Source organism: Pseudaquabacterium inlustre, assembly GCF_038066595.1.
Classification (GTDB): Bacteria; Pseudomonadota; Gammaproteobacteria; order Burkholderiales; family Burkholderiaceae_C; genus Pseudaquabacterium; species Pseudaquabacterium inlustre.
This window is the reverse complement of sequence record NZ_JBBUTH010000009.1, coordinates 373,591-398,409: the sequence shown is the minus strand read 5'-3', so window position 1 is coordinate 398,409 and position 24,819 is coordinate 373,591. Positions and strand designations below refer to the sequence as shown.

Annotated in this window: 19 protein-coding genes; 6 read left to right on the top strand and 13 right to left on the bottom strand. The window is 71.0% G+C overall.

Going from position 1 to position 24,819, the window contains the following annotated elements; translation table 11 throughout:
• The first annotated feature begins 110 nt into the window (after window positions 1-110).
• Window positions 111-1,586, top strand: a complete 1,476-nt coding sequence (locus AACH10_RS19195; RefSeq protein WP_341412097.1) for a serine hydrolase domain-containing protein — start codon at window positions 111-113, stop codon at window positions 1,584-1,586.
• 64 nt (window positions 1,587-1,650) lie between these two features.
• Here the strand turns inward: AACH10_RS19195 and AACH10_RS19190 are convergent, their stop codons facing one another.
• Complete coding sequence (locus tag AACH10_RS19190) at window positions 1,651-3,057, bottom strand: FAD-binding oxidoreductase (RefSeq protein WP_341412096.1); 1,407 nt, start codon at window positions 3,055-3,057, stop codon at window positions 1,651-1,653.
• A 37-nt stretch (window positions 3,058-3,094) separates the two neighbouring features.
• Window positions 3,095-3,559 carry a DUF2069 domain-containing protein gene (locus AACH10_RS19185; RefSeq protein ID WP_341412095.1) on the bottom strand — a complete coding sequence of 155 codons (465 nt, stop codon included), beginning with the start codon at window positions 3,557-3,559 and terminating at the stop codon, window positions 3,095-3,097.
• 9 nt (window positions 3,560-3,568) lie between these two features.
• On the opposite strand from AACH10_RS19185, the gene AACH10_RS19180 reads away from it, so the two are divergent.
• From AACH10_RS19180 to AACH10_RS19170, 3 genes are all read left to right on the top strand, one after another.
• Window positions 3,569-4,798, top strand: coding sequence for a YihY family inner membrane protein (locus tag AACH10_RS19180; protein ID WP_341412094.1), 1,230 nt, complete (start codon window positions 3,569-3,571; stop codon window positions 4,796-4,798).
• Window positions 4,799-4,945: 147 nt separating this feature from the next.
• A complete protein-coding gene (gene hrpA, locus AACH10_RS19175) occupies window positions 4,946-8,875 on the top strand; it encodes an ATP-dependent RNA helicase HrpA (protein ID WP_423228628.1) in 3,930 nt (1,309 codons plus the stop codon).
• A gap of 160 nt (window positions 8,876-9,035) precedes the next feature.
• On the top strand, window positions 9,036-9,962 hold the full coding sequence (locus AACH10_RS19170; protein ID WP_341412092.1) for an energy transducer TonB: 927 nt from the start codon (window positions 9,036-9,038) through the stop codon (window positions 9,960-9,962).
• 16 nt (window positions 9,963-9,978) lie between these two features.
• Here the strand turns inward: AACH10_RS19170 and AACH10_RS19165 are convergent, their stop codons facing one another.
• The 11 genes from AACH10_RS19165 to AACH10_RS19115 all read right to left on the bottom strand — a co-directional run bounded on the left by AACH10_RS19165 (window position 9,979) and on the right by AACH10_RS19115 (window position 21,569).
• A complete protein-coding gene (locus AACH10_RS19165) occupies window positions 9,979-10,404 on the bottom strand; it encodes a response regulator (RefSeq protein WP_341412091.1) in 426 nt (141 codons plus the stop codon).
• Entirely contained in the window at window positions 10,379-11,626 is a 1,248-nt protein-coding gene (locus AACH10_RS19160; protein ID WP_341412090.1) for a methyl-accepting chemotaxis protein, read from the bottom strand. The genes AACH10_RS19165 and AACH10_RS19160 overlap by 26 nt, the downstream gene beginning before the upstream one ends.
• 7 nt (window positions 11,627-11,633) lie before the next feature.
• Entirely contained in the window at window positions 11,634-11,999 is a 366-nt protein-coding gene (locus AACH10_RS19155) for a response regulator (RefSeq protein WP_341412089.1), read from the bottom strand.
• Window positions 12,000-12,199: 200 nt separating this feature from the next.
• Complete coding sequence (locus AACH10_RS19150) at window positions 12,200-12,445, bottom strand: hypothetical protein (RefSeq protein ID WP_341412088.1); 246 nt, start codon at window positions 12,443-12,445, stop codon at window positions 12,200-12,202.
• Window positions 12,445-14,832, bottom strand: a complete 2,388-nt coding sequence (locus AACH10_RS19145; RefSeq protein ID WP_341412087.1) for a chemotaxis protein CheA — start codon at window positions 14,830-14,832, stop codon at window positions 12,445-12,447. The genes AACH10_RS19150 and AACH10_RS19145 overlap by 1 nt, the downstream gene beginning before the upstream one ends.
• Window positions 14,829-15,263: a response regulator gene (locus AACH10_RS19140; RefSeq protein WP_341412086.1), complete on the bottom strand. Its 435-nt coding sequence runs from the start codon at window positions 15,261-15,263 to the stop codon at window positions 14,829-14,831. Before AACH10_RS19140 ends, AACH10_RS19145 begins: the two co-directional genes overlap by 4 nt.
• Entirely contained in the window at window positions 15,260-16,129 is an 870-nt protein-coding gene (locus AACH10_RS19135; protein WP_341412085.1) for a CheR family methyltransferase, read from the bottom strand. Before AACH10_RS19135 ends, AACH10_RS19140 begins: the two co-directional genes overlap by 4 nt.
• 46 nt (window positions 16,130-16,175) lie before the next feature.
• Window positions 16,176-16,802, bottom strand: coding sequence for a HEAT repeat domain-containing protein (locus AACH10_RS19130; RefSeq protein WP_341412084.1), 627 nt, complete (start codon window positions 16,800-16,802; stop codon window positions 16,176-16,178).
• A 21-nt stretch (window positions 16,803-16,823) separates the two neighbouring features.
• Window positions 16,824-17,933 (bottom strand): chemotaxis-specific protein-glutamate methyltransferase CheB, encoded by a 1,110-nt coding sequence (gene cheB, locus AACH10_RS19125; protein WP_341412083.1) that lies wholly within the window; start codon window positions 17,931-17,933, stop codon window positions 16,824-16,826.
• A gap of 34 nt (window positions 17,934-17,967) precedes the next feature.
• Entirely contained in the window at window positions 17,968-19,599 is a 1,632-nt protein-coding gene (locus tag AACH10_RS19120) for a chemotaxis protein CheW (protein WP_341412082.1), read from the bottom strand.
• A 44-nt stretch (window positions 19,600-19,643) separates the two neighbouring features.
• The gene (locus AACH10_RS19115; protein ID WP_341412081.1) at window positions 19,644-21,569 is read right to left on the bottom strand and encodes a methyl-accepting chemotaxis protein; all 1,926 of its coding nucleotides are present in this window, start codon (window positions 21,567-21,569) and stop codon (window positions 19,644-19,646) included.
• A 471-nt stretch (window positions 21,570-22,040) separates the two neighbouring features.
• Between AACH10_RS19115 and AACH10_RS19110 the strand changes: the two genes are divergently transcribed.
• The gene (locus AACH10_RS19110) at window positions 22,041-24,407 is read left to right on the top strand and encodes an ATP-binding protein (protein WP_341412080.1); all 2,367 of its coding nucleotides are present in this window, start codon (window positions 22,041-22,043) and stop codon (window positions 24,405-24,407) included.
• Window positions 24,408-24,438: 31 nt separating this feature from the next.
• Window positions 24,439-24,801: a response regulator gene (locus AACH10_RS19105; RefSeq protein ID WP_341412079.1), complete on the top strand. Its 363-nt coding sequence runs from the start codon at window positions 24,439-24,441 to the stop codon at window positions 24,799-24,801.
• Window positions 24,802-24,819 lie beyond the last annotated feature (18 nt).

Sequence of the window (24,819 nt, the reverse complement as noted above, 5' to 3'; positions counted from 1 at the left end):
CTGATTTCCGGATTCGATCAGCCTGGCGCTGGATTCGGCGGCTTTCGGCGAGCGTGCCGTTCCACCCGCGGGCATCGTGGCGGCCCTGACCACAGCCTGGAGCCTGCCCGATGACCCCCCGCCTGATCGCCGTCCGACCGATCGCCGCCCGACCGATCGCCACCCACCACCACGATGGCCGCCGTGCCAGGGCTTTGACCGCGGGGCTGCTGAGCGCCGCAGCCGTCGGGCTGGCGGGCTGCGCCAGCGGCGGGCTGGGGCAGGCGCCCCGCGTGGCGTCGGGGCTCACCAGCCAGCTGATATGCATCGATGTGCTGCACAGCGGCCTGCCACTGGCTGATGCACTGCGACAGCGCGTGGCGCCGCTGGGGGCGATGGGCCTGGTGATGCCGCTGATCGATGTGCAGGTGGATGCCGGCCAGGGCCGCGTGCACACCCGGCTGGCCGGCGGTTGGGCCAGCCAGGCGCAGTGGCGTCCCGGCCTGGGTTGTCTGGTGGACTGGCCGGGCGACGCCCCCGCGGCCAGCGCCGGCCTGCCGCCGGTGGCGCACTGGCCGGCACCCGAGCTGCCGGCCATCGCCGGCCCGGCGCCGGTGGCTGCGGCGAACCCCGCGTTGGCGCAGGCCCTGGCGCGCGGCTTCGACGAACCCGATGCCGCGCGGCCCTCGCTGTTCACCCAGGCCATCGTGGTGCTGCAGCACGGCCGCGTGGTGGGCGAGCAGTACGCGCCGGGCCTCGGGCCGGCCACGCCGCTGCTGGGTTTCTCGATGTCCAAGTCGCTGACCCACGCCCTGGCCGGCGTGCTGGTGCAGCAGGGGCGCCTGCAGCCGGACCGGCCCGGCCTGTTCCCGGCCTGGCAGGTGCCGGGCGATGCGCGCGCCGCGATCACGCTCGATCACCTGCTGCGCCAGACCTCGGGCCTGGCGATGCGGCAGGACAACAGCGGCACCGACCCCAACAGCCGCATGCTGTTCATCGAGCGCGACAAGGCCGGCTGGCTGCAGCAGCAGCCGCTGGTGGCACCGGTGGGGGCGGGCTGGGCCTACAGCGACGGCCACTTCGTGCTGGCCGGGCGACTGCTGCGCGACGCCGCCGGTGGCAGTGCCGCGGCCCTGCACGACCTGGCGGTGAAGCGTCTGTTCGGGCCGCTGGGCATGCACGGCGTGACGCTGACCGTGGACGCCACCGACACGCCCAACGGCGCCAGCATGTTCGTCGCGCCGGCACGCGACTGGGCACGCCTGGGCCAGCTGTACCTGAACGATGGCCTGGCCGGCGGGCGGCGCGTGCTGCCCGAGGGGTGGGTGCGCCACGCCACCACGCCCACGCTGGACACGGCCTACGGCGCCGGCTGGTGGACCAACACCCTGGGCGGCAGCATGCTGCCCCAGTGGGGGGTGCCCTGGGGCTTTGCCAGCGCGCCACGCGACGCCTTCTTCGCCCGCGGCTTCATGGGTCAGTTCACGCTGGTGGTGCCCTCGCGCGGCGTGGTCATCGTGCGCATGGGCATCTCGCACCAGCGCGGCGATGCGATCGAGGCGGTGGACCGCCTGGTCGGCGAGGTGCTTGCGGCTTTGCCGGAATGAATGGGGCACCCGGCCCTGCGGGTACGCAGTGCCACCCGCCAAGCGGCCGCAGCCCGCTGCAGCGTCAGACCACCCGGCCTGGGTTCAGCAGGTTCTTCGGATCGAGCGCCTGCTTGATCGCGCGCATCATGCCCAGCGCCACCGGCGACTTGCGCAGCGCCAGTTCGTCGCGCTTGAGTGCGCCGATGCCATGCTCGGCCGAGAAGCTGCCGCCGTACTGCGCCACGGCGTCGAAGACGATGGTGTTGATGGTGTGCTCGTGCTGCGCCAGGAACTCGGCCGCCGAGCCGCCTTCCGGGCCCTGCACGTTGTAGTGCAGGTTGCCGTCGCCCAGATGTCCGAAATTGACCAGGCGGATGCCGGGGAAGGCGGCCGCCAGCGCGGCATCGGTGCGTTCGCAGAACTCGGGAATGGCCGAAACCGGCAGCGCGATGTCGTGCTTGACGTTCAGGCCTTCCTCGCTCTGCGCCAGCGGGATGGATTCACGCAGGTGCCACAGCGTGGCCGATTGGGCCAGGCTCTCGGCCACCGCGGCGTCGTTGATCAATTCCTGCTCCAGCGCGTCGCCCAGCACACCTTCGAAGCGCTGGCGGGCCGTGTCTTCACCGTCGGCATCGGCGTACTCCAGCAGCACGGTCCAGTCCGACGGCGGCAGCGGCTGCTTGAGCTGCGGAAAGTGCTTGGCCACCAGGTGCAGCGAGAAGCGGTTCATCACCTCGAAGCCGGTGAGGCCCGCGCCCAGCCGCCGCTGCGCCAGGCCCAGCAGCGCCTGGCACTGCGCGAGCGTGCCGGTGCTGGCCATGGCCGTCAGGCTGGCTGCGGGCTTCGGAAACAGCTTCAGCGTGGCCGCGGTGATGACGCCCAGCGTGCCCTCGCTGCCCACGAACAGGTCGCGCAGGTCGTAGCCGGTGTTGTCCTTGCGCAGCCCGGTCAGGCCGCTCCACACCTCGCCCTGGGCGTTCACCACCTCCAGGCCCAGGCACAGCTCGCGGGCATTGCCGTAGCGCAGCACCTGCGTGCCGCCGGCGTTCGTCGCCAGGTTGCCGCCGATGGTGGCACTGCCTTCGGCCGCCAGGCTCAGCGGGAACAGGAAGCCCGCCTCGTCGGCCGCGGCCTGCACGCTTTGCAGGATGCAGCCGGCCTCCACCGTGATGGTCTGGTTGGCGGCGTCGATGCCGCGCACCTTGTTCAGGCGCTGGGTGGACAGCAGCAGCTGCGTGCCGCTGTCGTCGGGCACGCCGCCGCCCACCAGGCCGGTGTTGCCGCCCTGCGGCACCACGCTGACGCCATGCGCCGCGGCCAGCTGCAGCGCGGCCGCCACCTCGTCGGCGCTGCCGGGGCGCAGCACCGCCAGGGCCTTGCCGCGCCAGCGCTTGCGCCAGTCCAGCTCCCAGGCCGAGAGGTCGCCCTCGGTGAGCACGTTGGCGGCGCCCAGGCGGGCGCGCAGGGCGGCGATCAGGTCGTCATGCATGGTGGATGGCAGAAGCAAGAAAGGGTGGGAGGGCGCCTCAGGTGCCGGCGTTCAGCACCTTGCCGGCCTTCAGCCGGGCGCGCACGTACAGGCCGCAGGTGGTGAACAGCAGGGTGCACAGCACCACCTGGCCCCAGGCCAGCGCAGGCCCCCAGCCGGCCTCGCCGCCGTTGGCACGCACCAGGCCTTCGGTGACGTACAGCCACAGCATCAGGCTCAGCCAGCGGTAGGTGTAGAGCCGGTGCTTGAGCAGCCCGGCCAGCGGCAGCAGCAGCGGCAGCACCTTGATCACCAGCGTCTTCTGGCCGGTGGGTGCCAACCACAGCTCCCAGGCCAGATCGAGCACGATCAGCGCCAGCAACAGCAGCACCGAGGCGGCGCGCAGCGCCTGCACCCGGGGGCCGGGCTGGGCGTCGTGCGGGGTGGCGGGGGGGAAGGGCGCCGCAGGCGGCGTGGCACCGGCCGCGGCCGGCGGAGAAGGGGCATCGGTCACGGCTGGCATGATAGACGGATGACTTCTCTCCCACGCCCGGCCGCGGCCGGACGTCAGCGGCTGGCGCTGCTGGCCCATGCCCTGCGCCACTGGCCCTGGGTCGACACCCTGCGCACGCTGCGCCTGCGCTTTCGCGACGACCGCCTGGGCCTGACCGCCGGCAGCCTGACCTTCACCACGCTGATCGGCCTGGTGCCGCTGATGACGGTGATGCTGGCCGTGTTCTCGGCCTTCCCGATGTTCAGCCGCTTCCAGTCGGCGCTGCAGCAATACTTCCTGCAAAGCCTGGTGCCCGACACCATCGCCCGGCCGGTGCTGCAGGCGCTGACCCAGTTCGCCGCCAAGGCCAGCAAGGTGGGCTCGGTGGGCCTGCTGGTGTTCTTGGTCACCGCGCTGATGCTGGTGTTCACGATCGACCGCACGCTCAACGCCATCTGGCGCGTGCCCAAGCCGCGGCCGCTGGCGCAGCGCGTGCTTGTCTACTGGGCCGCGCTCACATTGGGCCCGCTGGTGCTGGGCGCCAGCCTGTCGTTGACGTCCTATGCCATCTCGGCCTCGCGCGGCGTGGTCAATGCGCTGCCCGGCGGGCTGGAGCTGCTGCTCGATGCGCTGCAGTTCGTGCTGCTGGCCGCGGCCATGGGCGGCCTGTTCCGCTTCGTGCCCAATGTGCATGTGCGCTGGGGCCATGCGGCCGCTGGTGGCGTGTTCGTGGCCGTCGGCATCGAGCTGGCCAAGGCCGGTCTGGCCTGGTACGTGGGGCGCGTGCCCACCTATTCGGCGGTGTACGGCGCGTTCGCCACCGTGCCCATCCTGCTGCTGTGGATCTACCTGGGCTGGGTGATCGTGCTGCTGGGCGCGGTGATCGCGGCCTATGCGCCCACGCTGACCATCCACGCCCCGCGGCGGCCCGACCGCCCGGGCGAGCCCTTCGCGCTGGCGCTCACGCTGCTGCGCCGGCTGCTTCAGGCCCAGCGCGAGGGCGGCTCGGGCCTGCGCGGGCTGGAACTGGCCACCCAGGTGCAGACCGATCCGCTGCAGGTCAACCAGGTGCTGGAAACCCTGCGCAGCCTGGACTGGTGCGGCCTGCTGGACGAAGCCGGCGATCCGCGCTGGGTGCTGCTGGTGGTGCCCGAGCGCACACCGGCGCTGCCGCTGGTGGATGCGCTGCTGCTGGGCGAGGCCGAGGCCAGCCTGGCCTTCCGCCACCAGGCGGGGCTGGCGCAGATGCGCCTGGCCGATCTGCTGTAGCCCGGCCCCGCCCGACGGCGGCGGCGCGGCGATAATCCGCGCCCTGTGACTTCGCCCGCCGACACCCCTCCGGCGGCGCGGCCCCCGCGGCCGCCACGTCGCCCTGATGCAGCCGGCCCCCGTGCCGAGCGCCGGGGCCCGCGGCCGGTGCGCGAGGCCACGCCGGTGCCCCCCATCACGTATCCCGAATCGCTGCCGGTCAGTGCCCGGCGCGACGAGATCGCGCATGCCTTGCGCGAGCACCAGGTGGTCATCGTCTGCGGCGAGACCGGCTCGGGCAAGACCACGCAGCTGCCCAAGATCGCGCTGGAACTCGGCCGTGGCTGGGGCGCCGGTGGCAACGGCCTGATCGGCCACACGCAGCCGCGGCGCATTGCCGCCAGCAGCGTGGCCAAGCGCATCGCCGAAGAGCTGAATTCGCCGCTCGGCGAGGTGGTGGGCTTCAAGGTGCGCTTCAACGACCGGCTGCAGCCCGGCGCCAGCGTGAAGCTGATGACCGACGGCATCCTGCTGGCCGAGACCCAGGGCGACCCCGACCTGCGGGCCTACGACACGCTGATCATCGACGAGGCGCACGAGCGCAGCCTCAACATCGACTTCCTGCTGGGCTACCTGCGCCAGCTGCTGCCGCGCCGGCCCGACCTGAAGATCGTCGTCACCTCGGCCACCATCGATGCCGAGCGCTTTGCCAATCACTTCGCCAGCCGCCACGGCCCGGCACCGGTGATCCAGGTCTCGGGTCGCTTGTTCCCCGTCGAACAACGCTGGCGCCCGTTTGAGGAGAGCCGCGAGTACGGCATGGACGAGGCCATTGCCGATGCGGTGGACGAGCTGTGGCGCGACGGCCCCGGCGACATCCTGGTCTTCCTGCCCGGCGAGCGCGAGATCCGCGACGCCACCGACCACCTGCACAAGCACCTGGCGCGGCAGCACAAGTTTGGTGGTTCTGGCGGGCCGGCACCCGAGATCCTGCCGCTGTTCGCGCGCCTGTCGCAGGCCGAGCAGGACCGCGTGTTCAACCCCGGCAATGGCCGGCGCATCGTGCTGGCCACCAACGTGGCCGAGACCTCGCTGACGGTGCCGGGCATCCGCTACGTCATCGACAGCGGCCAGGCGCGCGTCAAGCGCTACAGCTTCCGCAACAAGGTCGAGCAGTTGCAGGTCGAGGCCATCAGCCAGGCGGCGGCCAACCAGCGCGCCGGCCGCTGCGGCCGGGTCAGCAACGGCGTGTGCATCCGCCTGTACGACGAGAAGGGTTTCAACGAGCGGCCGCGTTTTACCGACCCCGAGATCCTGCGCAGCAGCCTGGCCGGCGTGATCCTGCGCATGAAGAGTCTGCGCCTGGGCGCGGTGGACCAGTTCCCGTTCATCGAGCCGCCGCGCGCCAAGGCCATTGCCGACGGCTATGCGCTGCTCAACGAGCTGGGCGCGGTGGATGACGACAACGAGCTCACGCCCACCGGCAACGCGCTGAGCCGCCTGCCGCTGGACCCGCGCGTGGGCCGCATGATCCTCGAGGCCAAGGAGCGCGAGGCCCTGCACGAGGTGCTGATCATCGCCAGTGCCCTGAGCGTGCAGGACGTGCGCGACCGCCCACTCGACAAACAGCAGGCCGCCGACGAGAAGCACAAGCTGTTCGACGACGAGAAGAGCGAGTTCGTCGGCACGCTGCGGCTCTGGGACTGGATCGAGGAAGGGCGGGGCAACCACGGCCACCCCGGCAGCGCGCAGCAGAAGACCGATACCCACAAGCTCAGCAACCGCCAGCAGGAGCAGCGCCTGCGCGAGCAGTTCGTGAACCCGCGGCGGGTGCGCGAGTGGCGCGACACCTATGCCCAGCTGCACACCGTGGTGGCCGAGCAGGGCTGGCGCTTCAACGGCAGCCCGGCCACGTATGAGCAGATCCACCTGTCGATGCTGGCCGGCCTGCTGGGCAACGTGGGCTGCAAGGCCGATGACGACGAGTGGTATCTGGGCGCGCGCGGCATCAAGTTCTGGCGCCACCCCGGCGCCAACCTCAGCAAGAAGCCGGGCCGCTGGCTGATCGCCGCCGAGCTGGTGGAAACCACGCGGCTGTACGGCCGGGGTCTGGCCGCCATCGAGCCGCAGTGGATCCCGACCATCGCCGGCCACTTGCTCAAGCGCCAGCTGCTCGATCCGCACTGGGAGAAGAAGGCCGCCGAGGTGGTGGCCTACGAGCGCGCCACGCTCTACGGCATCGTGGTCTACAGCGGCAAGCGGGTGAACTTCGGCCGGGTGGATCTGCCCACGGCGCGCGAGATCTTCATCCGAAGCGCGCTGGTCGAGGGCGACTGGGAATCCAGGCTGCCCTTCATCGCCCACAACAAGCGCCTGCTCGCCCAGGTGGAGGAGCTGGAGCACAAGAGCCGCCGGCAAGACGTGCTGGTGGATGACGAGCTGATCTACGCCTACTACGACCAGCAGATCCCGGCCGATGTGTGCTCGGGCCACAGCCTGGAGCGCTGGTGGCGCGAGGCCAGCAAGGCCCAGCCGAAGCTGCTGCACCTGACGCGCGACGAGCTGATGCGCCACGAGGCCGCGGGCATCACCGGCAACGCCTTCCCCAAGACCCTGCGCCTGGGCGGCGTGGACTGCACCGCCACCTACCTGCACGACCCCGGCGATGCCAAGGACGGCGTCACGGTCACCGTGCCGATCTATGCGCTGAACCAGGTGAGTGAAGAGCGCTGCGACTGGCTGGTGCCCGGCATGCTGGCGGCCAAGGTGACGGCGCTGTGCAAGAGCCTGCACCAGAAGCCGCGCGCGCGCCTGCAGCCGCTGCCCGAGTTCGTCGAACAGTTCGTCGAGCTGCACCCCTTCGGCCAGGGCGCGCTGCTCGACCAGCTGCTGGCCGCGGTGAAGGAGCACACGCAAGTCGCCGTGCAGCGCAACGACTTCAAGCTGGACATGCTGGCGCCGCACCTGTTCATGAACTTCAAGGTGGTGGACGAGCACGGCCGCCAGCTGGGCATGGGCCGCAACCTGGCCACGCTGAAGGCCGAGCTGGGCGGCCAGGCACGCTCGGCCTTCCAGGCGCTGGCGGCGTTGAAGCTGGGTGGCGTGTCGTCCCCCGCGTCGTCCCCAGCGGCAACGCCTGCCGCTGCAGGTGCCGCGCCCGCGCCGGCCTCCAGCACGCCGCGGCGGGTGGAGAAGGCAGCCGCACCGGCACCGGCACCGGCCGCACCCGCCGCGCCGGCGCAGTACACCGCCTGGACCTTCGGCGAACTGCCCGAGCTGATGGAGATCCGCCAGCCCGCCAGCAAGGGCGGCCAGACGTTGATCGGCTTCCCGGCGCTGATCGACAAGGGCACGGCGGTGGAGATCGAGGTCTTCGACGAGCCCGAGGCCGCGGCCACCAAGCACCGCGCCGGCCTGCGCCGCCTGGTGGCGCTGCAGATCAAGGAGCCGCTGAAGTACCTGGAGAAGAACATCCCCGACTTCACGCGCCTGGCCGCCGCCTACATGGCACTCGGCACGGCCGATGAGCTCAAGGCCATGATCATCGACCTGGCCGTGGACCGCGCCTTCCTGGCCGATCCGCTGCCCACCGATGCGGCCAGCTTCGACGCCCGTGTGGCCGAGGGCCGCAGCCGGCTGAACCTGATCGCGCAGGAGGTGGCGCGACTGGCCGGCACCGTGCTCACCGAGCTGCAGGCGGCGCAGCGCAAGCTCAAGGACAGCCGCAGCGTGCCCAAGGACGTGGCCGACGACATCGCCGCGCAGCTGCAGCGGCTGTGCGGCAAGCGCTTCCTGCTGGCCAACCCCTGGGCAGCGCTGCAGCACTTCCCGCGCTATCTGAAGGCCGTGGTGCTGCGGCTGGACAAATGGCGTGCCGACCCCGCGCGCGATGCCCAGCGCCTGGCCGAGCTGCGCCCGCTGGAGCAGCGATACACCCGCCGCCTGGCCGAGCAGAAGGGCGTGGCCGATGCCCGGCTCGACGAGTACCGCTGGCTGCTGGAAGAGCTGCGCGTGAGCTTCTTCGCCCAGGAGTTGCGCACGCCGCAGCCGGTGAGCGTGAAGCGGCTGGACAAGGCCTGGCAACAGCTGTCGAGCTGATCCGGGCGATCACCCCCGAGCCCGGCGTGGCTCAGGTCTCTCCCTCTTGACCTGGCACGCATGCTGCATACCATCGCGCCCACCGCGCCGCGGCCCACCGGCCGCTCGCGGTGCGTGTCAGGCAGTGCCCGTCATGAGCGGGGCGTTCAGGAGGTTTGCAGTGGCGGGACGTGGCGCGAGGCATCGGGGGCTGGGCCCGGCATGGTGGTGGTGGCTGGCCTTCGCCGTCGAGGCCCAGGCCCAGGCCCTGCCGCCGGTGGCACCCGTGACCGGCGCATCGGCCAGCGCGGCCGGCACCGATGCCGAGGTGGCCGACCGCATGGCGCGCGCCAAGCGCGTGGCCGACGACCCGCTGCGCCGCATCCGCGAGGCCGCGCGCCTGCCCGCCGGCGCGGCAAGCCCGGCCGCGCCGGGCGCGGTGGCCAAGGCCGCCGGCGGGCCGGCGCCGGCCAGCGCCGCCAGTTCAACCGGTGCAATCGCTGCGCCATCGGTGGTCACACTCACGTTGCCGGCGGCCGCGCGCCGTGCCGCCACGGCCGACCCGCGTGAGGCCATCGGCCGCCTGCTGATCCAGGTCGCGCGCGAGACCGAGGCGGCCGCCCAGGGCGCCGCGACCGAGCCGGTGGCTGCGGTGGTGCCTGCGGCGGCGGATGCCGCGCCGGTGCCGGCCTCGGTAGCGGCCTCGGTAGCGGCGTCGGTAGCGGCGTCGGTGCCGCCCTCGGTGGCCGCTTCGGTGGCAGCCGCGCCGGATCGCCCCGAGGCCGCCTTGTCGCGGCAGTCGGTGGCCGCGTTGAACCCCAGCCCGCCGCCGTCGGCGGCCGAGCCCGAGGCGGCCTACGTGCCGGTGCTGGTGCAGCGCGTGGATCCCGATTTCGCGGGCACGGTGTCGCGCGAAGGCCAGGCCCTGCGCTTCCAGCTGCGCTTCTCGATCGCCGCGGATGGCAGCGTGCAGGACCTGGTGATCCAGGGCGGCGCCGACCGCCAGGCCGTGCGCGCGGTGCGCGAGGCCGTGTCGCGCTGGCGTTATGTACCGCCGGGGCGGCCGACGCCGCACACGGTGGAACTGGTGGTGCGCTTCGACGCCTGACCGGACGGCGCGCCGTTCAGGCCGGGCCGGGGCTGGTGACGCGCGCGGTCTCGCCGAGGAAGCGCTGCACCAGCGAGATCAGGGCATGGCCACCCGTGGGCTTGATCAGCCACGCCGTGGCACCGGCAGCCTTGCCCTCGTTGCGCAGCAGGCGCTGCCCCTGGGTGGTGAGGGCGATGATCGGGGTGAAGCGCAGGATCTTGCGCGCCTCGCGGATCAGGCCCAGGCCGTCCACGCCCGGCATCACGATGTCGGTGAGCACCAGGTCGGGCCGCAGCCCGCCCTTGAGCAGTTCCAACGCAGCGCCGCCATGCTCGGCGATCACCACCTGGTAGCCGGCCAGCCGCAGCGACATCTCGATGCTCATGCGCATCGTGGCCGAATCATCGACGACCAGGATCGTGGGGGATCGGACCTCAGAAGAACTCGACGCGGGGGCCATAGGCGGTCGCCAGGGTGAGGTTGTTCGCCGACTCGTCCTGCTTTGCCGGTTCGGGCACTTCGGCGCCGATGGCCCGGGCGTGGGCCACGCGCTGGGAATGCATCACGTAGTTCTCGGTCCACCGGGACAGCAGTTCCTCCAGCATGACGGGCGGCGGCGGCGCCTGCCCGTCGATCAGCTGGTAGATCTGCGAGAAGTGGTCCGACAGGCTGGACAGCGCGCTGTTGATCTGCTCGAGCAACTGGCGGTTGATGTCCTGGAACTGCATGTCACCCAGGGTGTTGATGATGTCTTCGGTGACCACGGCCATGCCGCTGTCCATGTGCGTGGACAGCTCGCCGAGGTAGGGCACCACGTCACCGAGCGTGTCGCTCATCGACTGGATGTGGCGTGCGATCTCGCCCAACTGGTGCGCAGCGCTGTCGCCATGCATGGCCCGTGCGCTGGTCATCTCGTCGTCGATGGCGCTGGCTGCCAGGGCGATGCCTTCGGTGATCTGGCGTGCGGCCTCGCTGGTCTGGGTGGACAGCCGGCGCACTTCGGCCGCCACCACCTTGAAGCCGGCCCCCTCGCGGCCGGCGCGGGCCGCCTCGATGCTGGCATTGATGGCCAGCAGATTGGTCTGGCGCGAGATCTCGCCAATCAGCGATGCCACGGGCGTGAGCTGCCGCACCTGGTCGGCCACGGCACGCACGCGGTCCTGGTTCTGTGCGCGCTGGGCCTCGAACTTGGCCTCGTGTTCGGCCAGCGAGGCCACGGCCTGGCCGTGCTGGCCCGCGCGCCCCAGTGACTCGGCCGACAGCGATTGCGAACGGCGGACGGCCTCGATGATGCGGGCGCGCAGTTCCTCGGCATTGCGGTGCACGCGGTTCATGCGCTCCATCATCGACAGCACCGCGCCTTCGCTGGACTGGATGGTGGCGTCCACCTGCTGCTTCAGCACGGCAAAGGCCTGGCGCAGTGTCTGGATGTCCTGCGCCACCACCTCGGTGGCGCGGGCGCTGGTGCCGAACTGGGGTGGCGCGGCGCGCCCGCCCAGCCACACACCGATGGCCGTGCCACCGGCCAACCACAGCAGCGAGGTCCAGGCCACGGTGTCGGACCAGAGCGCGTGCGCTGCCAGCGCGCAGACCACCAGGGCGGCCAGGCCCATGTCCCGCACGGTGAAGCGGGTGAACCAGCGGCGCCAGGGGGCGGCGGGGATGTGCTTGTCGCCGTCCATGCTGGCCTCAGGCGCCCGGAATGACCTGCTTGATGACCTTGACCAGATCGGCGCCGCCCACCGGCTTGACCAGCCATCCGGTGGCGCCGATCTTCTTGGCCTCTTCCCGCTTGGCCTGCTGGCTTTCGGTGGTGAGCGCCAGGATCGGCGTGAAGCGCAGCAGCTTGCGCGCCTCGCGGATCAGCCCGATGCCGTCGAGCTTGGGCATGTTGATGTCGGTGATGATCAGGTCGGGTCGCAGCCCGGCCTTGAGCTTGCCGAGGGCCGCTTCGCCATCCGGCGCGGTCTCGACCTTGAAGCCGCTGATCTCCAGCGTGCCCTTCAGGCTCATCAGCATGGTGGCCGAGTCATCGACCAAGAAGACGCTTTTCATGTGCACGCAACCTCTTGCTGTGGCAGTGGCCTTGGTGTCAGGTCTTGCACGCGGTACTGCCGTGCGGGTTGGCGCGCCCCTGGATGGGCGGTCCCCTTGAGGGGTTTTCGGCAACCCGGACGGGTGGCTTGAGTGCGGCTGCGCCCCGCGGCGCGCGCAGCCCCCGTGACGAAACGCACGCGCATCATGGCGGCCTCGGATCAGGCAGCGCCGGGCAGTCCGGCAGCCCGCAGCGCGCCGGCCAGGTGAGCGTCGGCCGGGGCCGCCACCAGGCGTGGCTTGAGCGCCATCAGCACCTGCAGCACCGCGGCATGCACCTGTGCGCACTGGCCCAGGTGCACGCCACGGCCCTGGCCCTCGCGCAGCCAGTTCGACAGCGCCTCGGCATCCTCGACGGTGACGAAGCCGTCGAGCATGGCCTGCTTCTTGTGGAAACGGATCGGCATCAGCTCAGCTCCTTGGGGTTGAGGATCATCAGCACGCTGCCATCGCCCATCAGCGCCGTGCCGGCGAAGCCGGTGATGCCGGTGAGCACGCCCTCCAGCGGCTTGAGGATGATGTCGCTGGTGCCGTGGAAGTCGTCGACCAGCAGGCCCACGTTCTCGTTGCCCAGGCGCACCACCAGCACCGCGTGCTCGCCATCGGCATTCATGCGCGGCGGCTCGTCCAGCGCCAGCAGTTCGTTGAGCGCGCGCAGCGGCACGATGCGCCCGCGCAGCACCACGGTCTGGGCGCTCTTGAAGTGGTGGATGTCCTCGGCCGGCACGCGCACCGTCTCGACGATCAGGTCCATCGGCACGCCGAAGCGGCGGCCCGCGGTCTCGATCATCATGACGTTGGTGACGGCCATGCTGAGCGGCAGCGCCAGACGGATCTGCGTGCCCTGGCCGCGGGTGCTGGACAGTTCCACGCTGCCGTTGATGCGTTCCACCGCCGAGCGCACCACGTCCATGCCCACGCCGCGGCCCGACAGGTCGCTGATGGCTTCGGCCGTCGAGAAGCCGGGCAGGAACACCAGCTGCACCGCCTCGTGCTCGGTGAGCAGGCCGGCGCGGTCGGCCGGGATCAGGCCGCGCTCCACCGCCTTGTTGCGCACACGCTCGGTGTCGATGCCGGCGCCGTCGTCGGTGATGTCGAGGATGACGCGGTCACCTTCCTGGCGTGCCGCCACGCGCAGCGTGCCCACCGCCGGCTTGCCCGCGGCCACGCGCACGGCGGGCAGCTCGATGCCGTGGTCCAGGCTGTTGCGCAGGATGTGGATCAGCGGATCGGCCAGGCTCTCGATGACGTTCTTGTCGGCCTCGGTGTCCTCGCCCTCGATGACCAGGTTGACCTCCTTGCCCAGCTTCTTCGAGATGTCGCGCACCAGGCGGCCGAAGCGCTGGAACACGGTGCCCACCGGCAGCATGCGCACCTGCATGATGGCGTGCTGCATGTCCTCGGCGATGCGGTTGATCACCGAGTACTGGGTCTTGATCTCGCGTGCCAGCTCGCGCTGGTTGAACACCGTCTCGGCGCGGTTGGCCAGGTAGGGCAGGGCGTTCTTGGCCACCACCATCTCGCCGATCAGGTCCATCAGGCGATCGATCTTGTCCTGCGCGACCTTCAGCACCTTCTGCGCGCCACCCGCGCCGCCGCTGGCGTCGTCGGTGCCGGGGTTGTTGCCGCCGCGGCGCGGCTCCGGCGGTGCCACCAGCGCGGCACCGGGGGCCACCGGGGCGCCGATGGTGTGGCCCACGGCCGGCGCCTCGTCGCTCGCGCCGCCACCGGGGCGGTGCTGCAGCGCCCAGGCTGCCAGCGGCGTGGCGCCGGCGGGCAGAGCCTCCAGCGACTGGCGCAGGCTGGCGGCCAGCGCCTCGTCACCCCAGCTGCCGATCAGCTGGGAGAAGGTGCGCCGCGTGGCGGCCACCGTGCCGGCGGCGATGCCGGGGCGGGCCAGCAGCGCGCGCTGGTCGTCCCAGATGCGGCCGATGCGCACGCGCAGCAGCGCCTGCACGGGGTCGGCCTGCGCGGCCTGGGCGGGCGAGGGGTCCTCGGCCGCTGCAGCGCTGCCGGCGCTGGGCGCCGCCTCCAGCGCATGGCAGCAGATCTGGTCGGGCACGTAGCGGTAGTGCTCCTCGATGTAGGCGCGCGGCGCGTCGCTGACCACCACCAGTTCGAGGTTGCAGTGGTAGCAGTCGAAGTCGGCGGCGGCGGCCCAGTCCCCGGCCGGTCGCACCATCAGGTGCTGCAGGCCCGGCGTGCTGCGAGCCAGGTGCCAGGGGTCCTCGCCCTTGAAGAAGCAGTCGGCGTCGGGCGTGTAGCGCAAGGCGGTCAGGCCGTGGCGCTGGAAGTCCGCGGGCAGATCGGCCAGCCAGGCGGGCAGGGGGGCCACCGGGGAGGTGGCAGATGCGGCGGGCGCGGCAGCGGGGGCCTCGGCGGCCGCAGGTGCTGCGGCCGGGCCGTCGAGGTGGCGGCGCAGTGCGCTGGCCAGCTCCTGCGAGCGGCCGTCGCTGGAGGCCGGCTGCGCGCCTTCCTCGGCGATGGCGTCCACCAGTTCGGCGGTGTAGTCCATCGCGGCCAGCAGGGCGTCGGCGATGTCGCCGTTGTAGGCCAGCGAGCCGTTGCGCACGCGGTCCAGCAGGTCTTCACCGGCATGCACCACGCGTTCCAGCGCCTTGAAGTCGAACAGGCCGCAGTTGCCCTTGAGCGTGTGCACCTGGCGGAACAGGTCGTTCAGCAACTCGCGGTTGCCGGGCTCCTTCTCGACATCGAGCAGGCGCTGGCCGATCTGCTCCAGGCACTCGCGCGCCTCGAGGATGAACTGGTCCAGAAGTTCGGTCGACGCGCTCATTGCAGGCCTCCCGCAGCCAGGTGGATGCCGCCGGCCTTCTGCGCAGCGGGCAGGTCGCCCAGCAGCAGCGCGGCGGTGAGCACCAGCTCGGCCGGCTTGGCGGGCTTGACCAGGTAGCAGTTGGCGCCGGCGTCCTGCGCGGCGGTGGCGTCCTGCACCTGGGCCTCGGTGGAGACCATCAGCACCGGCGCCTGCGGCACATGCCCCAGGCGGCGCAGTTCGCGCACGAAGGTGTAGCCGTCCATCTTCGGCATGTTGATGTCCACCACGTACAGGTCGAAGGGCTGGTCCTTGGGCTGGTTGGCCACCTTCTCCAGGGCCTCCACGCCGTTCACCGCTTCCTCGATCCGCCAGCCGGCATCGCCCAGCATCTTGCGGTGGTACATGCGCACGGTGGCGGCATCGTCGATGACCAGGATGTTCGCGCTCATCGGCGCTCTCCTTGCAGCGGTTTCTGATAGACCATGGCGTCGCGGAAGCGCCGCACCTCGAACAGCGAGGTGATGCGGCTCATCGACTCGGAATGCCCCAGGCAGATGAAGCCGCCCGGGCTCATCGCGTCGTAGAAGGCCTCGGCGGCCACGCGTCGCGACAGATCGTCGAAATAGATCAGCAGGTTGCGGCAGAACACCAGGTCGATGTCGCGGAAGCGCCGTGTGTCGTTGGCATCGGTCAGGTTCACACGGCTGAACTCCACCGCATCCACCAGGTCGCGCGAGATGGCGAACTCGTTGTCGTTGAGCCGGCGGAAATACTTCTCCAGGTAGGGCTTGGGCAGTTGCGCCACCGAGCGCGACGAATACACGCCGCGCTGGGCCATCTGCAGCACCTGCGTGTCGATGTCGGAGGACAGGATCTCGACCTCGTAATCCTCGATCAGCTTCCAGCGCTCGAGCAGGTAGATCGCGATCGAGTACGGCTCCTCGCCGGTGGACGAGGGGATCGACCAGATGCGGATGCGGCCGCCTGGCTTCTTGCGGCGGGCCACCTCGTTGAGCATGTCGTTGACCATGCAGTCGAACTGGTAGGCCTCGCGGAAGAAGTAGGTCTCGTTGACCGTCATCGCGTTGACCAGCTGTTGCAGCTCCTCGCCCTTGGACTCGAAGCGCAGCGCGATGAACCAGCTGCGGAAGTCGTCGGCGCCGGTGGCCTCGATGCGCTCGATCAGGCGCTTGTCGACGAAGTAGCGCTTGCTGTCGTCGAAATGGATGCCGGTCTTGCGGTAGAAGAAGTCGCGGAACTTCAGGAAGTCGGCATCGGTGATCTCGATGCTTCGCGAAACGGCGGCGGCCCTCATGGCAGTCTCCAGCGACGCACGCGATCGGGCGGGTAGAGGTGGTGTGTCATGCGGTCTCGATGCGTTCGATGGCCATCTGGGCGGCGAAGCCGATGAAGGGGTCGCCGTCGAAGCGCCGGATCGTGGCGTTCAGCGCGGGGATGTCGACCGCGGAGCCGACCTCGGCCAGCACCTCGATCGCGGCCGCCACCACGTTGACCTGGGTCTCGTGCTGCAGCACCTGCTCCAGCCAGGGCACCACCTTCTCGTGGCGCAGATCGCCCAGCATGTTGACGGTGAAGATGCGCACGTCGGGGTCGGTGTCGTGCAGCAAGGCGTCCACCCGGGGGGCCACCGCGCCCGGCATTGCCGCCAGGGCCTCGATGGCGCCGTTGCGCATCTGGGCATCCTCGCTGCGCAGCAGGGGCAGCAGCGCGCTCACGGCCTCGTCGCTGGCGTAGCCGGTCAGCGAGGTGAAGACCGTCAGGCGCACCGCGGGCGAGGCCTCGCCGAGCAGGTGTTCGCCGAGCGCGGCCGCGGCCTGCGGGTAGCCGGCCAGGTCGCGCGCGGCGCGGCGGCGCTGCGCATCGTCGCCGCTGCGCAGCTGGGCCAGCAGGCCGGGCAGGTCGCGGGCATGCTCACGCTCGACCACCTCGCGCAGGGGTTCGATGGCGGCGGGCTTGCGAAGTCCCATGGCGCTTCCTCCTTGACCGGCTTACCGGATCCAGTGACACAGCTGGCGGGTCACGTCGCCGCACGGCAGCACCACGCTGGCGCCGCCGCGTTCGATCAGTTCCTGGGGCATGCCGAACACCACCGCCGTTTCCTGGCTCTCGGCGATCGTGCGGCCGCCCTGCAGCTTCAGCTCGGCCATCGCACGGGCACCGTCGTCGCCCATGCCGGTGAGCTGCACGCCCACGATGTGCTCGGCCGGCACATGCGACATGGCGCTTTGCACCAGCACGTCGACCGAGGGGTGCCAGGGGTGGCCGGGCGTCTCGGGCTTGGGTTGCACGGCCAGCCGGCCCAGCCGTTCCACCACCACCATGTCGGTGCCGCCCTTGCCGATGTAGACATGGCCGGCCTCGATGGGCATGGTGGCGTGGCACTCGCGCACGTTCAGCCGGCACAGCGCGTCCATGCGTTGCGCGAAGGCCGCGGTGAAGTTGGGCGGCATGTGCTGGGCCACCAGCACCGGCCAGGGAAAGTGGGCGGGCAGCGCCGGCAGGATGTCCTCCAGCGTGCGCGGGCCGCCGGTGGACACGCCGATGATCACCAGCCCGCTCACCTTGCCGGCACGCGGCTTGACGCCCTCGGTCAGCCGCTGCAGCGCGGCCGATGGGGTGGCGGTGGCGCGCGTCGCCGGGCCGCTGGCCGGGCGGGGCGACGGCGCCGGCGTGGCGGCCGGGCGGCGCGCAGCGGCCGCACCGATGCGTGCCCGGGCCGCCGCCTTGACCTTGGCCACCAGCTGCTCGGAGATGTCGTCCACCGTCAGCGAGATGGTGCCGCCCGGCTTGGCGATGAAGTCCACCGCCCCCAGCGCCAGCGCCTCGAAGGTGGCCACGGCCCCCTTCTCGGTGAGCGAGCTCACCATCACCACCGGCGTGGGGCGCGCCTGCATCATCAGCGAGAGGGCGGTCAGGCCGTCCATCTCGGGCATGTTGATGTCCAGCGTCACGACGTCGGGCTGGTGTTCGGTGAGCTGCTGCACGCCTTCCAGCCCGTTGCGGGCCACCACCACGTCGAATCCGGCGTCCTTCAGCACGCCGGTGAGCAGGCGGCGCATCAAGGCGGAATCGTCGACGACGAGCACCTTGCCTGGCATGTTCACGTTCCTCCGTGGTCCAGGGTCAATGGCCTCAGGCGGCGCGCGCCAGCGGCAGATCGCGGTCGTCGTCGGCGGCGCCGCCGGCAAAGCCTTCCATCGCGCTGCGCTCGCGGGCGCCCAGCAGCTGGCTCGGGTCGATCAGCATCACCAGGCGCTTGTCGCCGTCGAGCTTGGCCACCTCGGTGATCAGGCGGCCCTGCTCGTCGCTGAGCTCGGGCGCCGGCTCGATGTGGCCGCGGCCGATGCGCAGCACCTCGGCCACGCTGTCGACGATGAAGCCGGTGCGCAGCCCGCCCAGCGTGTAGACCATGATGCGCTGGCGGTCGTTGCGCTCGATCGCTTCCATGCCCAGGCGGGTGCGCTGGTCGATGACCGGCAGCACCGTGCCGCGCAGGTTGATCACACCCTCGACGAAGCGCGGTGTCTTGGGCACGCGGGTCAGCACCTCGGGCACGCGCACGATCTCCTGCACGCTCATGATGGGCACACCGAATTCCTCGGCACCCAGGCGGAAGATCACCACCTGGGTGTCGTCGTCGCTGGCGGGCTGGCGCTGTGCTTGGTGGGCCATCTCGGCATCCTCCTGTCGGGCTTGGGACGGGGCGGTGGCGTCGCCCACCGCGTTCACCGCGTCACGGATGGCCTGCATGCCCAGCAGGCGGTCGGTGGCGATGATGGAGACCAGGCGCTTGCCGTTGTCGAGCCGGCAGATCGACTCGAACTCCTGCAGCGAGCCGTCGCGCGACAGCGCGCCGGGCATCGGGTCGGCCTGCGAGCGCGGCACGCTCAGCACTTCCTTGACCGAATCCGTCACCAGGCCCACCTGGCCGCCACCCGGCACCGACACCACGACGATGCGGTGGTGCTCGTCCAGTTCGGCACGGGCCAGGCCGAACAGGCTGCGCAGGCTGACCAGCGGCAGCAGGCGCCGGCGCAGCGAGATCAGGCCCAGCACATGGTGCGGCGTGTTCGGCACGGCCGTGATCTGCGAGGGCAACTGCACGATCTCCTGCACGTCGACGATGTCGATCGCGTACTCCTGCTCGCAGACCGTGAAGCTGACCAGGCGCAGTTCGTCGCTGACCACGCCATCGGCGAGGCCGTCCTTGCGCGGCTCCTGGCCCAGGCTGCCGGTGCCCACCGAACCGGTGGTGGCCATGCCGGCGAACTGGTCGTCGACCAGGCGCTGGAAGTCCAGCACCAGCATCAGCTGGCGGCTGCCGTCGGCGCCGGCTCGATTGATCACGCCGGTGAGGTACTCGGCCTGCACGATGCTCTGGATGGCATTCGCGGCCTCGATCTCGCCAGGCTCCACGCTCAGAACGCTGGCCACACGGTCGACCACGAAGCCCAGCGGCTGGCCCAGGTTGATCACCAGCGCGCGGGTCGAGTCGTCGTGCTCGCGCTCGTCGGTGTTGAACAGGCGGCGCAGGTTCATGATCGGCAGCACGCGGCCGCGCAGGTTGGCCAGGCCGTCCAGCGCCGGAGGCGCCAGCGGCAGCCGCGCCACCTCGGGCACGCGGATGATCTCCTGCACCGGTGCCATCGGCACGGCGAACATCTCGCCCGAGACGCTGAAGGTGACGAACTGGTTGTCCTGCGCTGCGTTGGCGGCGGCATCGGCCGCCGACACGCGTTCAGGCGCTTCTAGGGTGTCGCTCACGGCACACCTCCTTCACAGGGTTGAGGGGAGGGCGGGCGAGCGGCTCAGTTGCTCTGCAGTTCGTCGGCCAGCGACGCGATCTCCTCGATGGCGGCGCTCAGCTCCTCGGCGCCCTGGGCCTGCTGCTTGGCGGCGGCGGCAGCCTGCTCGGCGGCCTTCTCGGCCTGCTGCGCGGCCGAGCTGACCTGGTCCACGCCCACCTTCACCTGGCCGATGGCGGTGACGATCTCCTGCGAGGCGTTCACCGATTCGATGTTGCCCTTCTCGACCGAGTCGATGTCGGCTTCCATGCTCAGCAGGTTGGCGGTGATGGTCTTGGCCTTCTCCACCTCGGTCAGCGCCGAGCTCATGATCTCGCCCAGGTCGCGGCCCACGGCGCCGATCTGGTCCTGGATGCCCTTGACCAGGTCCTTGATGCGGTCGGCGTTCTCGGCTGAATCGTGGGCCAGGTTGCGGATGTCGGTGGCCACGACCACGAAGCCCTTGCCGTATTCACCGGCACGCGCGGCCTCGATGCTGCCGTTGACCGCCAGCATGTTGGTCTGGATGCTGACCTGGGTGATGGCATCGACGATCTTGTCGATGCGGCGGCTCACCAATTCCAGCTCCTTGATCTGCTGGGCGCTGGTGCGGGTGGAGTCCACGCCATTGGAGATGCTGGCCACCAGGCTGTCGATGTGGGCCTTGTTCTCGCTCATCAGCGCCTTGATGGCGCCGGCCTTCTCGCGGCCGAGGGCGGCACGCTGCTCGGCCACCTGGGCACCCTTCTCGATCTGGGCCACGGCGGCGGCCGACTCGGTGGCGGCGGCGGCCTGCTGCTGCGAGCCGCGGCGGATCTGGTCCAGCGCGGTCATGATCTGCGCGGCCGAGCGGTTGATCTCGTTGACGGCGCTGCTCAGCTCCTCGGCGGAGGAGGCCACCTCCTCGGCGCTCTTGGAGATGTCGGTGCTGTTCTTCAGGTCATCGGCCAGGTCGCTGAGGTTCTGCGCGGTCTGCTCGCACTCGGCCAGTGCGGCGCTTTGCTCCTGCACGGTCTTGGCCGCCTCTTCGGCGGCCGAGCTCTGTTCGGCTGCGGCTGCGGCGATCTGTTCGCTGCCCTTGAGCGCCTGCTGGGCGGCCACCTGGCCCTGCTGCGCGGCCGAGGCGATCTCGGCGGCGCCGGCCACGATGGCGGCGGCGTCGCTTCGGATCTGCTCCAGCTGCTTCAGGATGACGTCGCTCTTTTCCACCTCGGCCTGGATGGTGTCGGCGGCGTCGTTGATGCCGGTGGCGATGCTCTTGACCTCGCTCTGGATCTGGCCCACCAGATCCTGGATCTGCTTGGCGCTCTTCTCGCTGGTCTCGGCCAGCGTGCGCACCTCGTCGGCCACCACGGCAAAGCCTTTGCCATGCTGGCCAGCACGGGCGGCCTCGATGGCGGCGTTCAGCGCCAGCAGGTTGGTCTGGTCGGCGATGCGGGCCACGGCCTTGACGATGTCGCCGATGTTGGCCGCCTGACGCTCGAGCTCGGCCACCATCTTCACGCTCTCGGCCTGGCGCTTGGCGGCCACGCCCACGTTGCTGACCGTGGCCTGCACCTCGTGGTTGATGCGGCCGGCCAGGGTCTGCATGCCCTCGGCCTTGGCTTGGGCCACATTGGCCGAATTGAGCTGACGGGTGATGGCGCCGACCACCTGGGTCACGGCGGCCAGCGATTCCTGCGCGGCGCCCGAGGCTTCCTCGGCACCGCTGGCGATCTGGTCGGCCGCGCGCTTGAGTTCCTCGGCGGCCGAGGCGGCCTCGTTGATGCCGGCCGACAGCTGGCTGGACGCGCTGGCCACGCGCTCGGCGGCCTGCTGCTGCTTGGCCAGGGTGCGTGCGCGCTTGCGGTTGGCTTCGGCGTCGCGGGTCATGGTCTTGGTCAGACCCTTGGCCACCACGGGTTCGGCCGCTTCAGCGGCGGGGCCGCGGTTCTTCATCACCAAAGACATGGGAGTACCTCCTCGGGGCGACGAGCGCGGGGCTGGGCACTTCTGTCGCGCACATCCGGGACGGCCGGATTGCCGACTCTCGAGAAATGGGGGTACTGCACGTGCCGCGGCGGACAGCGGGCCGGGAGTCGTTCCGTACAGCAGGGGACGTCACCGGCGGCTGCTCGTCTTGGCGTCGAGAGCGAAGCGCATTTGACTGCCGTGCGCGCCGCCGGTATGCGGAGAAATGGGCAGATTCAAGCCTGCTGATCCGGCTCAAGTGATAAAACCGAATTGGTCGAGGAGAAATGTCACGAGCCTTTGGCGTTGGGGCCCACGATCGCGGGTTGACACACCACCTCGGGGGGGCGCAGCCTGAACCGAGGGTAAACGCTGAAACCTCACGAAATGCCCTGAATACAATCGTTTGTAACTTGTGCTTCAGGCGTTGTCCTGTCCTGGCGTGTCCGGGCAGACGCCACGCGTGCCCTCATGTCCGTGCTCTCCACACCGCCGCTTTCCCCCACCCAGGCCGGCGCCGCGCTGTCGGCCGCACCGGCTGTGGCGACGTCGGGCGCCGCCGCTGACAACGCCATGCTCGGCGCCGCGCTGGCGGTGCTGGACGCCGGTCTGGTCGTGCTGGACCGTCAGGGGCTGCTGCTGTCGCTGGACGCGATGGCCTGCCGCATGCTCGGGGCGACGGTCGGCGGACTGCAGGGCCAGCTGCTGGCGCCGTTGCTGGGCCTGCCCGATGGCACCGGGCTGCCGGCCGACGGCACACACTGCCGATTCATCAATGCCCGTGGCGAGGCGGTGTCGCTGTCGCTGCACGCGGTGGCCGGGCTGGGGACGGATGACGGACCGGTCACGCTGATCCTGCGCGACCAGCGCCTGCACGACGAAGCCACGCTGCAGGCGCAGGCGCTGGCGGCCATCGTCGAATCGTCCTTCGACGCCGTGGTGGGCAAGAACCTGGACGGCACGGTGACCAGCTGGAATGCGGCCGCCGAAAGCCTGTTCGGCTGGCGCCGCGACGAGATGCTGGGCGCCAGCGTGCTGCGCCTGATCCCCGACGACCGCCATGCCGAGGAACTGCGCATCCTGGCCACCATCGGGCGCGGCGAGCGCGTCACGCCCTTCGACACCGTGCGGCGCCGGCGCGACGGCACGCTGGTGGAGGTGTCGGTCACCGTGTCGCCGATCCGCGACCGCGACGGCCGCATCGTCGGCGCGTCCAAGGTGGCGCGCGACATCGGCCCGCAGCGCCGGCTCGAGCGGCTGGAGCAGGAGAACCGCGAGGTGCACCGCGCCGCGCAGATGAAGAGCCGCTTCCTGGCCAGCATGTCGCACGAGCTGCGCACGCCGCTGAACGCGGTGATCGGCTTTGCCGACCTGCTGCGCGGCGGCTCGGTGCCGCCGGATTCGCCCAAGCACGCGCGCTTTCTGGGCCACATCGCCAGCAGCGGCCGGCACCTGCTGCAGCTGATCAACGACGTGCTCGACCTGTCCAAGGTCGAGGCCGGCAAGCTGGTGTTCGCGCCCGAGCCGCTGTCGCCGCAGGAGCTGGTGCGCCACGTCATCGAGCTGATGCAGCCCGAGGCCCGGCGCCGGGGCGTGCAGTTGCAGCTGGTGCCCGAGGTGCTGCGCGACGATGCCCCCGCCCAGGTGATGCTGGATGCGGCGCGGCTCAAGCAGGTGCTGTTCAACCTGCTGTCCAACGCACTGAAGTTCACCCCGGGCGGTGGGCGCGTGTCGGTGCACCTGTGCGGCGATGTGCCGGGCTGGTGGCGGCTGGAGGTGCATGACACCGGCGTGGGCATCGCCGAGGCCGACCTGCCGCGGCTGTTCGTCGAGTTCCAGCAGATCGAGGGCCAGCAGGGCCGTGCCCACGAGGGCACCGGCCTGGGTCTGGCGCTGACGCGACGCATCGTCGAGGCCCAGGGCGGCCAGGTGGGCGTGCGCAGCCGGCTGGGCGCGGGCAGCGTGTTCCATGTGCGGCTGCCCTGCGACACCCGCGGCATCGGCGACACCGCCGTCGATGGGGCCTCGGCGCCGCTGAGGCTGATGGCCGTGGAGCCCGACCTGGCCACGCGCACCGAGCTGCACCGCGTGCTGGGTCCACAGGGCTGGCAGGTGCAGGGGGCCGCCAACGCCGCCACCGCGCGCGCGCTGTGGCGTGGCGACCCGGTGCACGCCATGACCCTGGGCCTGGCCCTGCCCGACGAGCCGGCGCTGTCGCTGCTGTCCGACCTGCGCGGCGGGCCGCCGCACTGGCCCACGCAGGGCAGCGTGCCGGTGTTGGGCGTCAGCCTGCCGGCCGAGGAGGGCCGCGGTGCGGCGCTGCTGGGTGTGGCCGACGTGCTGTTCAAGCCGCTGCGCCCCGGTGAGCTGGCCGGCCTGACCACGCGCCTGCGCGGCCTTGTGCCGCAGGCGCGGCGGGTGCTGGTGGTGGACGACGACCCGCTGGCCCAGGAGCTGCTGCGCACCGAACTGGAGGCCGCCGGCCTGCAGGTGCAGGCGGCGCTGGACGGCAACGAGGCGCTGGCCTGCCTGCGCGAGGGGCGCGCCGATGCGATGGTGCTCGACCTGATGCTGCCCGGCATCGACGGCTTCACGCTGCTGGATGCGCTGCAGTCGCTGCCGCTGGCGCGCGACCTGCCGGTGTTCGTGTGGACGGCGGCCCTGCTGTCCGAGGCCGAGCATGCGCTGCTGGCGCGCTCGGCCACCGCCATCGTGGCCAAGGGTGGCGGCACCGTCACCAGCTGGGCGGCGCAGCTGCGCCGCGTGCTGGCACAGCGCCTGCCCGCCGCCGCGGCGCGCGCGCAGCAGGCCGACGCCACGCCGGCGCCGCCGCGCTGACATGGCCGCGCCCGCCGTACCGTCCGCCCCCATGCCCTGCTGCCTGATCGTCGATGACAACGCGCTGAACCGCGAGTTGGCGGCCCATCTGCTGGCCGGCGACGGCTTCGAGGTGATCGAGGCCGACGGCGCGGTGGCGGCGCTGGCCCAGCTGTCGCTGCGCGTGCCCGATGTGATGCTGCTCGACCTGGCCATGCCCGGCATGGACGGCTTTGCGCTGGCGGCGCTGCTGCGGCGCGCGCCGGCCACGGCCACGCTGCCGCTGGTGGCCTTCACCGCGCTGGCGCTGCCGCGCGAGCGCGAGGCGGCACTGGCCGCGGGCTGCAACGGCTGCATTACCAAGCCGATCGAGATCGACCAGTTCGTCGGCCAGGTGCGGGCCTGGCTGCGCTGACGGCGATGCCGGTGCCGG

Excerpts from the sequence above, each read along its gene's own strand:
- cheB (WP_341412083.1), bottom strand. The coding sequence starts at position 17,933 with ATGCCAGGCAAGGTGCTCGTCGTCGACGATTCCGCCTTGATGCGCCGC.
- AACH10_RS19130 (WP_341412084.1), bottom strand. The coding sequence starts at position 16,802 with ATGGGACTTCGCAAGCCCGCCGCCATCGAACCCCTGCGCGAGGTGGTC.
- AACH10_RS19135 (WP_341412085.1), bottom strand. The coding sequence starts at position 16,129 with ATGAGGGCCGCCGCCGTTTCGCGAAGCATCGAGATCACCGATGCCGAC.
- AACH10_RS19195 (WP_341412097.1), top strand. The coding sequence starts at position 111 with ATGACCCCCCGCCTGATCGCCGTCCGACCGATCGCCGCCCGACCGATC.
- AACH10_RS19115 (WP_341412081.1), bottom strand. The coding sequence starts at position 21,569 with ATGTCTTTGGTGATGAAGAACCGCGGCCCCGCCGCTGAAGCGGCCGAA.
- AACH10_RS19180 (WP_341412094.1), top strand. The coding sequence starts at position 3,569 with ATGACTTCTCTCCCACGCCCGGCCGCGGCCGGACGTCAGCGGCTGGCG.
- AACH10_RS19105 (WP_341412079.1), top strand. The coding sequence starts at position 24,439 with ATGCCCTGCTGCCTGATCGTCGATGACAACGCGCTGAACCGCGAGTTG.
- AACH10_RS19140 (WP_341412086.1), bottom strand. The coding sequence starts at position 15,263 with ATGAGCGCGAACATCCTGGTCATCGACGATGCCGCCACCGTGCGCATG.
- AACH10_RS19145 (WP_341412087.1), bottom strand. The coding sequence starts at position 14,832 with ATGAGCGCGTCGACCGAACTTCTGGACCAGTTCATCCTCGAGGCGCGC.
- AACH10_RS19165 (WP_341412091.1), bottom strand. The coding sequence starts at position 10,404 with ATGGCCCCCGCGTCGAGTTCTTCTGAGGTCCGATCCCCCACGATCCTG.
- AACH10_RS19190 (WP_341412096.1), bottom strand. The coding sequence starts at position 3,057 with ATGCATGACGACCTGATCGCCGCCCTGCGCGCCCGCCTGGGCGCCGCC.
- AACH10_RS19185 (WP_341412095.1), bottom strand. The coding sequence starts at position 3,559 with ATGCCAGCCGTGACCGATGCCCCTTCTCCGCCGGCCGCGGCCGGTGCC.
- AACH10_RS19160 (WP_341412090.1), bottom strand. The coding sequence starts at position 11,626 with ATGGACGGCGACAAGCACATCCCCGCCGCCCCCTGGCGCCGCTGGTTC.
- AACH10_RS19110 (WP_341412080.1), top strand. The coding sequence starts at position 22,041 with ATGTCCGTGCTCTCCACACCGCCGCTTTCCCCCACCCAGGCCGGCGCC.
- AACH10_RS19150 (WP_341412088.1), bottom strand. The coding sequence starts at position 12,445 with ATGCCGATCCGTTTCCACAAGAAGCAGGCCATGCTCGACGGCTTCGTC.
- AACH10_RS19155 (WP_341412089.1), bottom strand. The coding sequence starts at position 11,999 with ATGAAAAGCGTCTTCTTGGTCGATGACTCGGCCACCATGCTGATGAGC.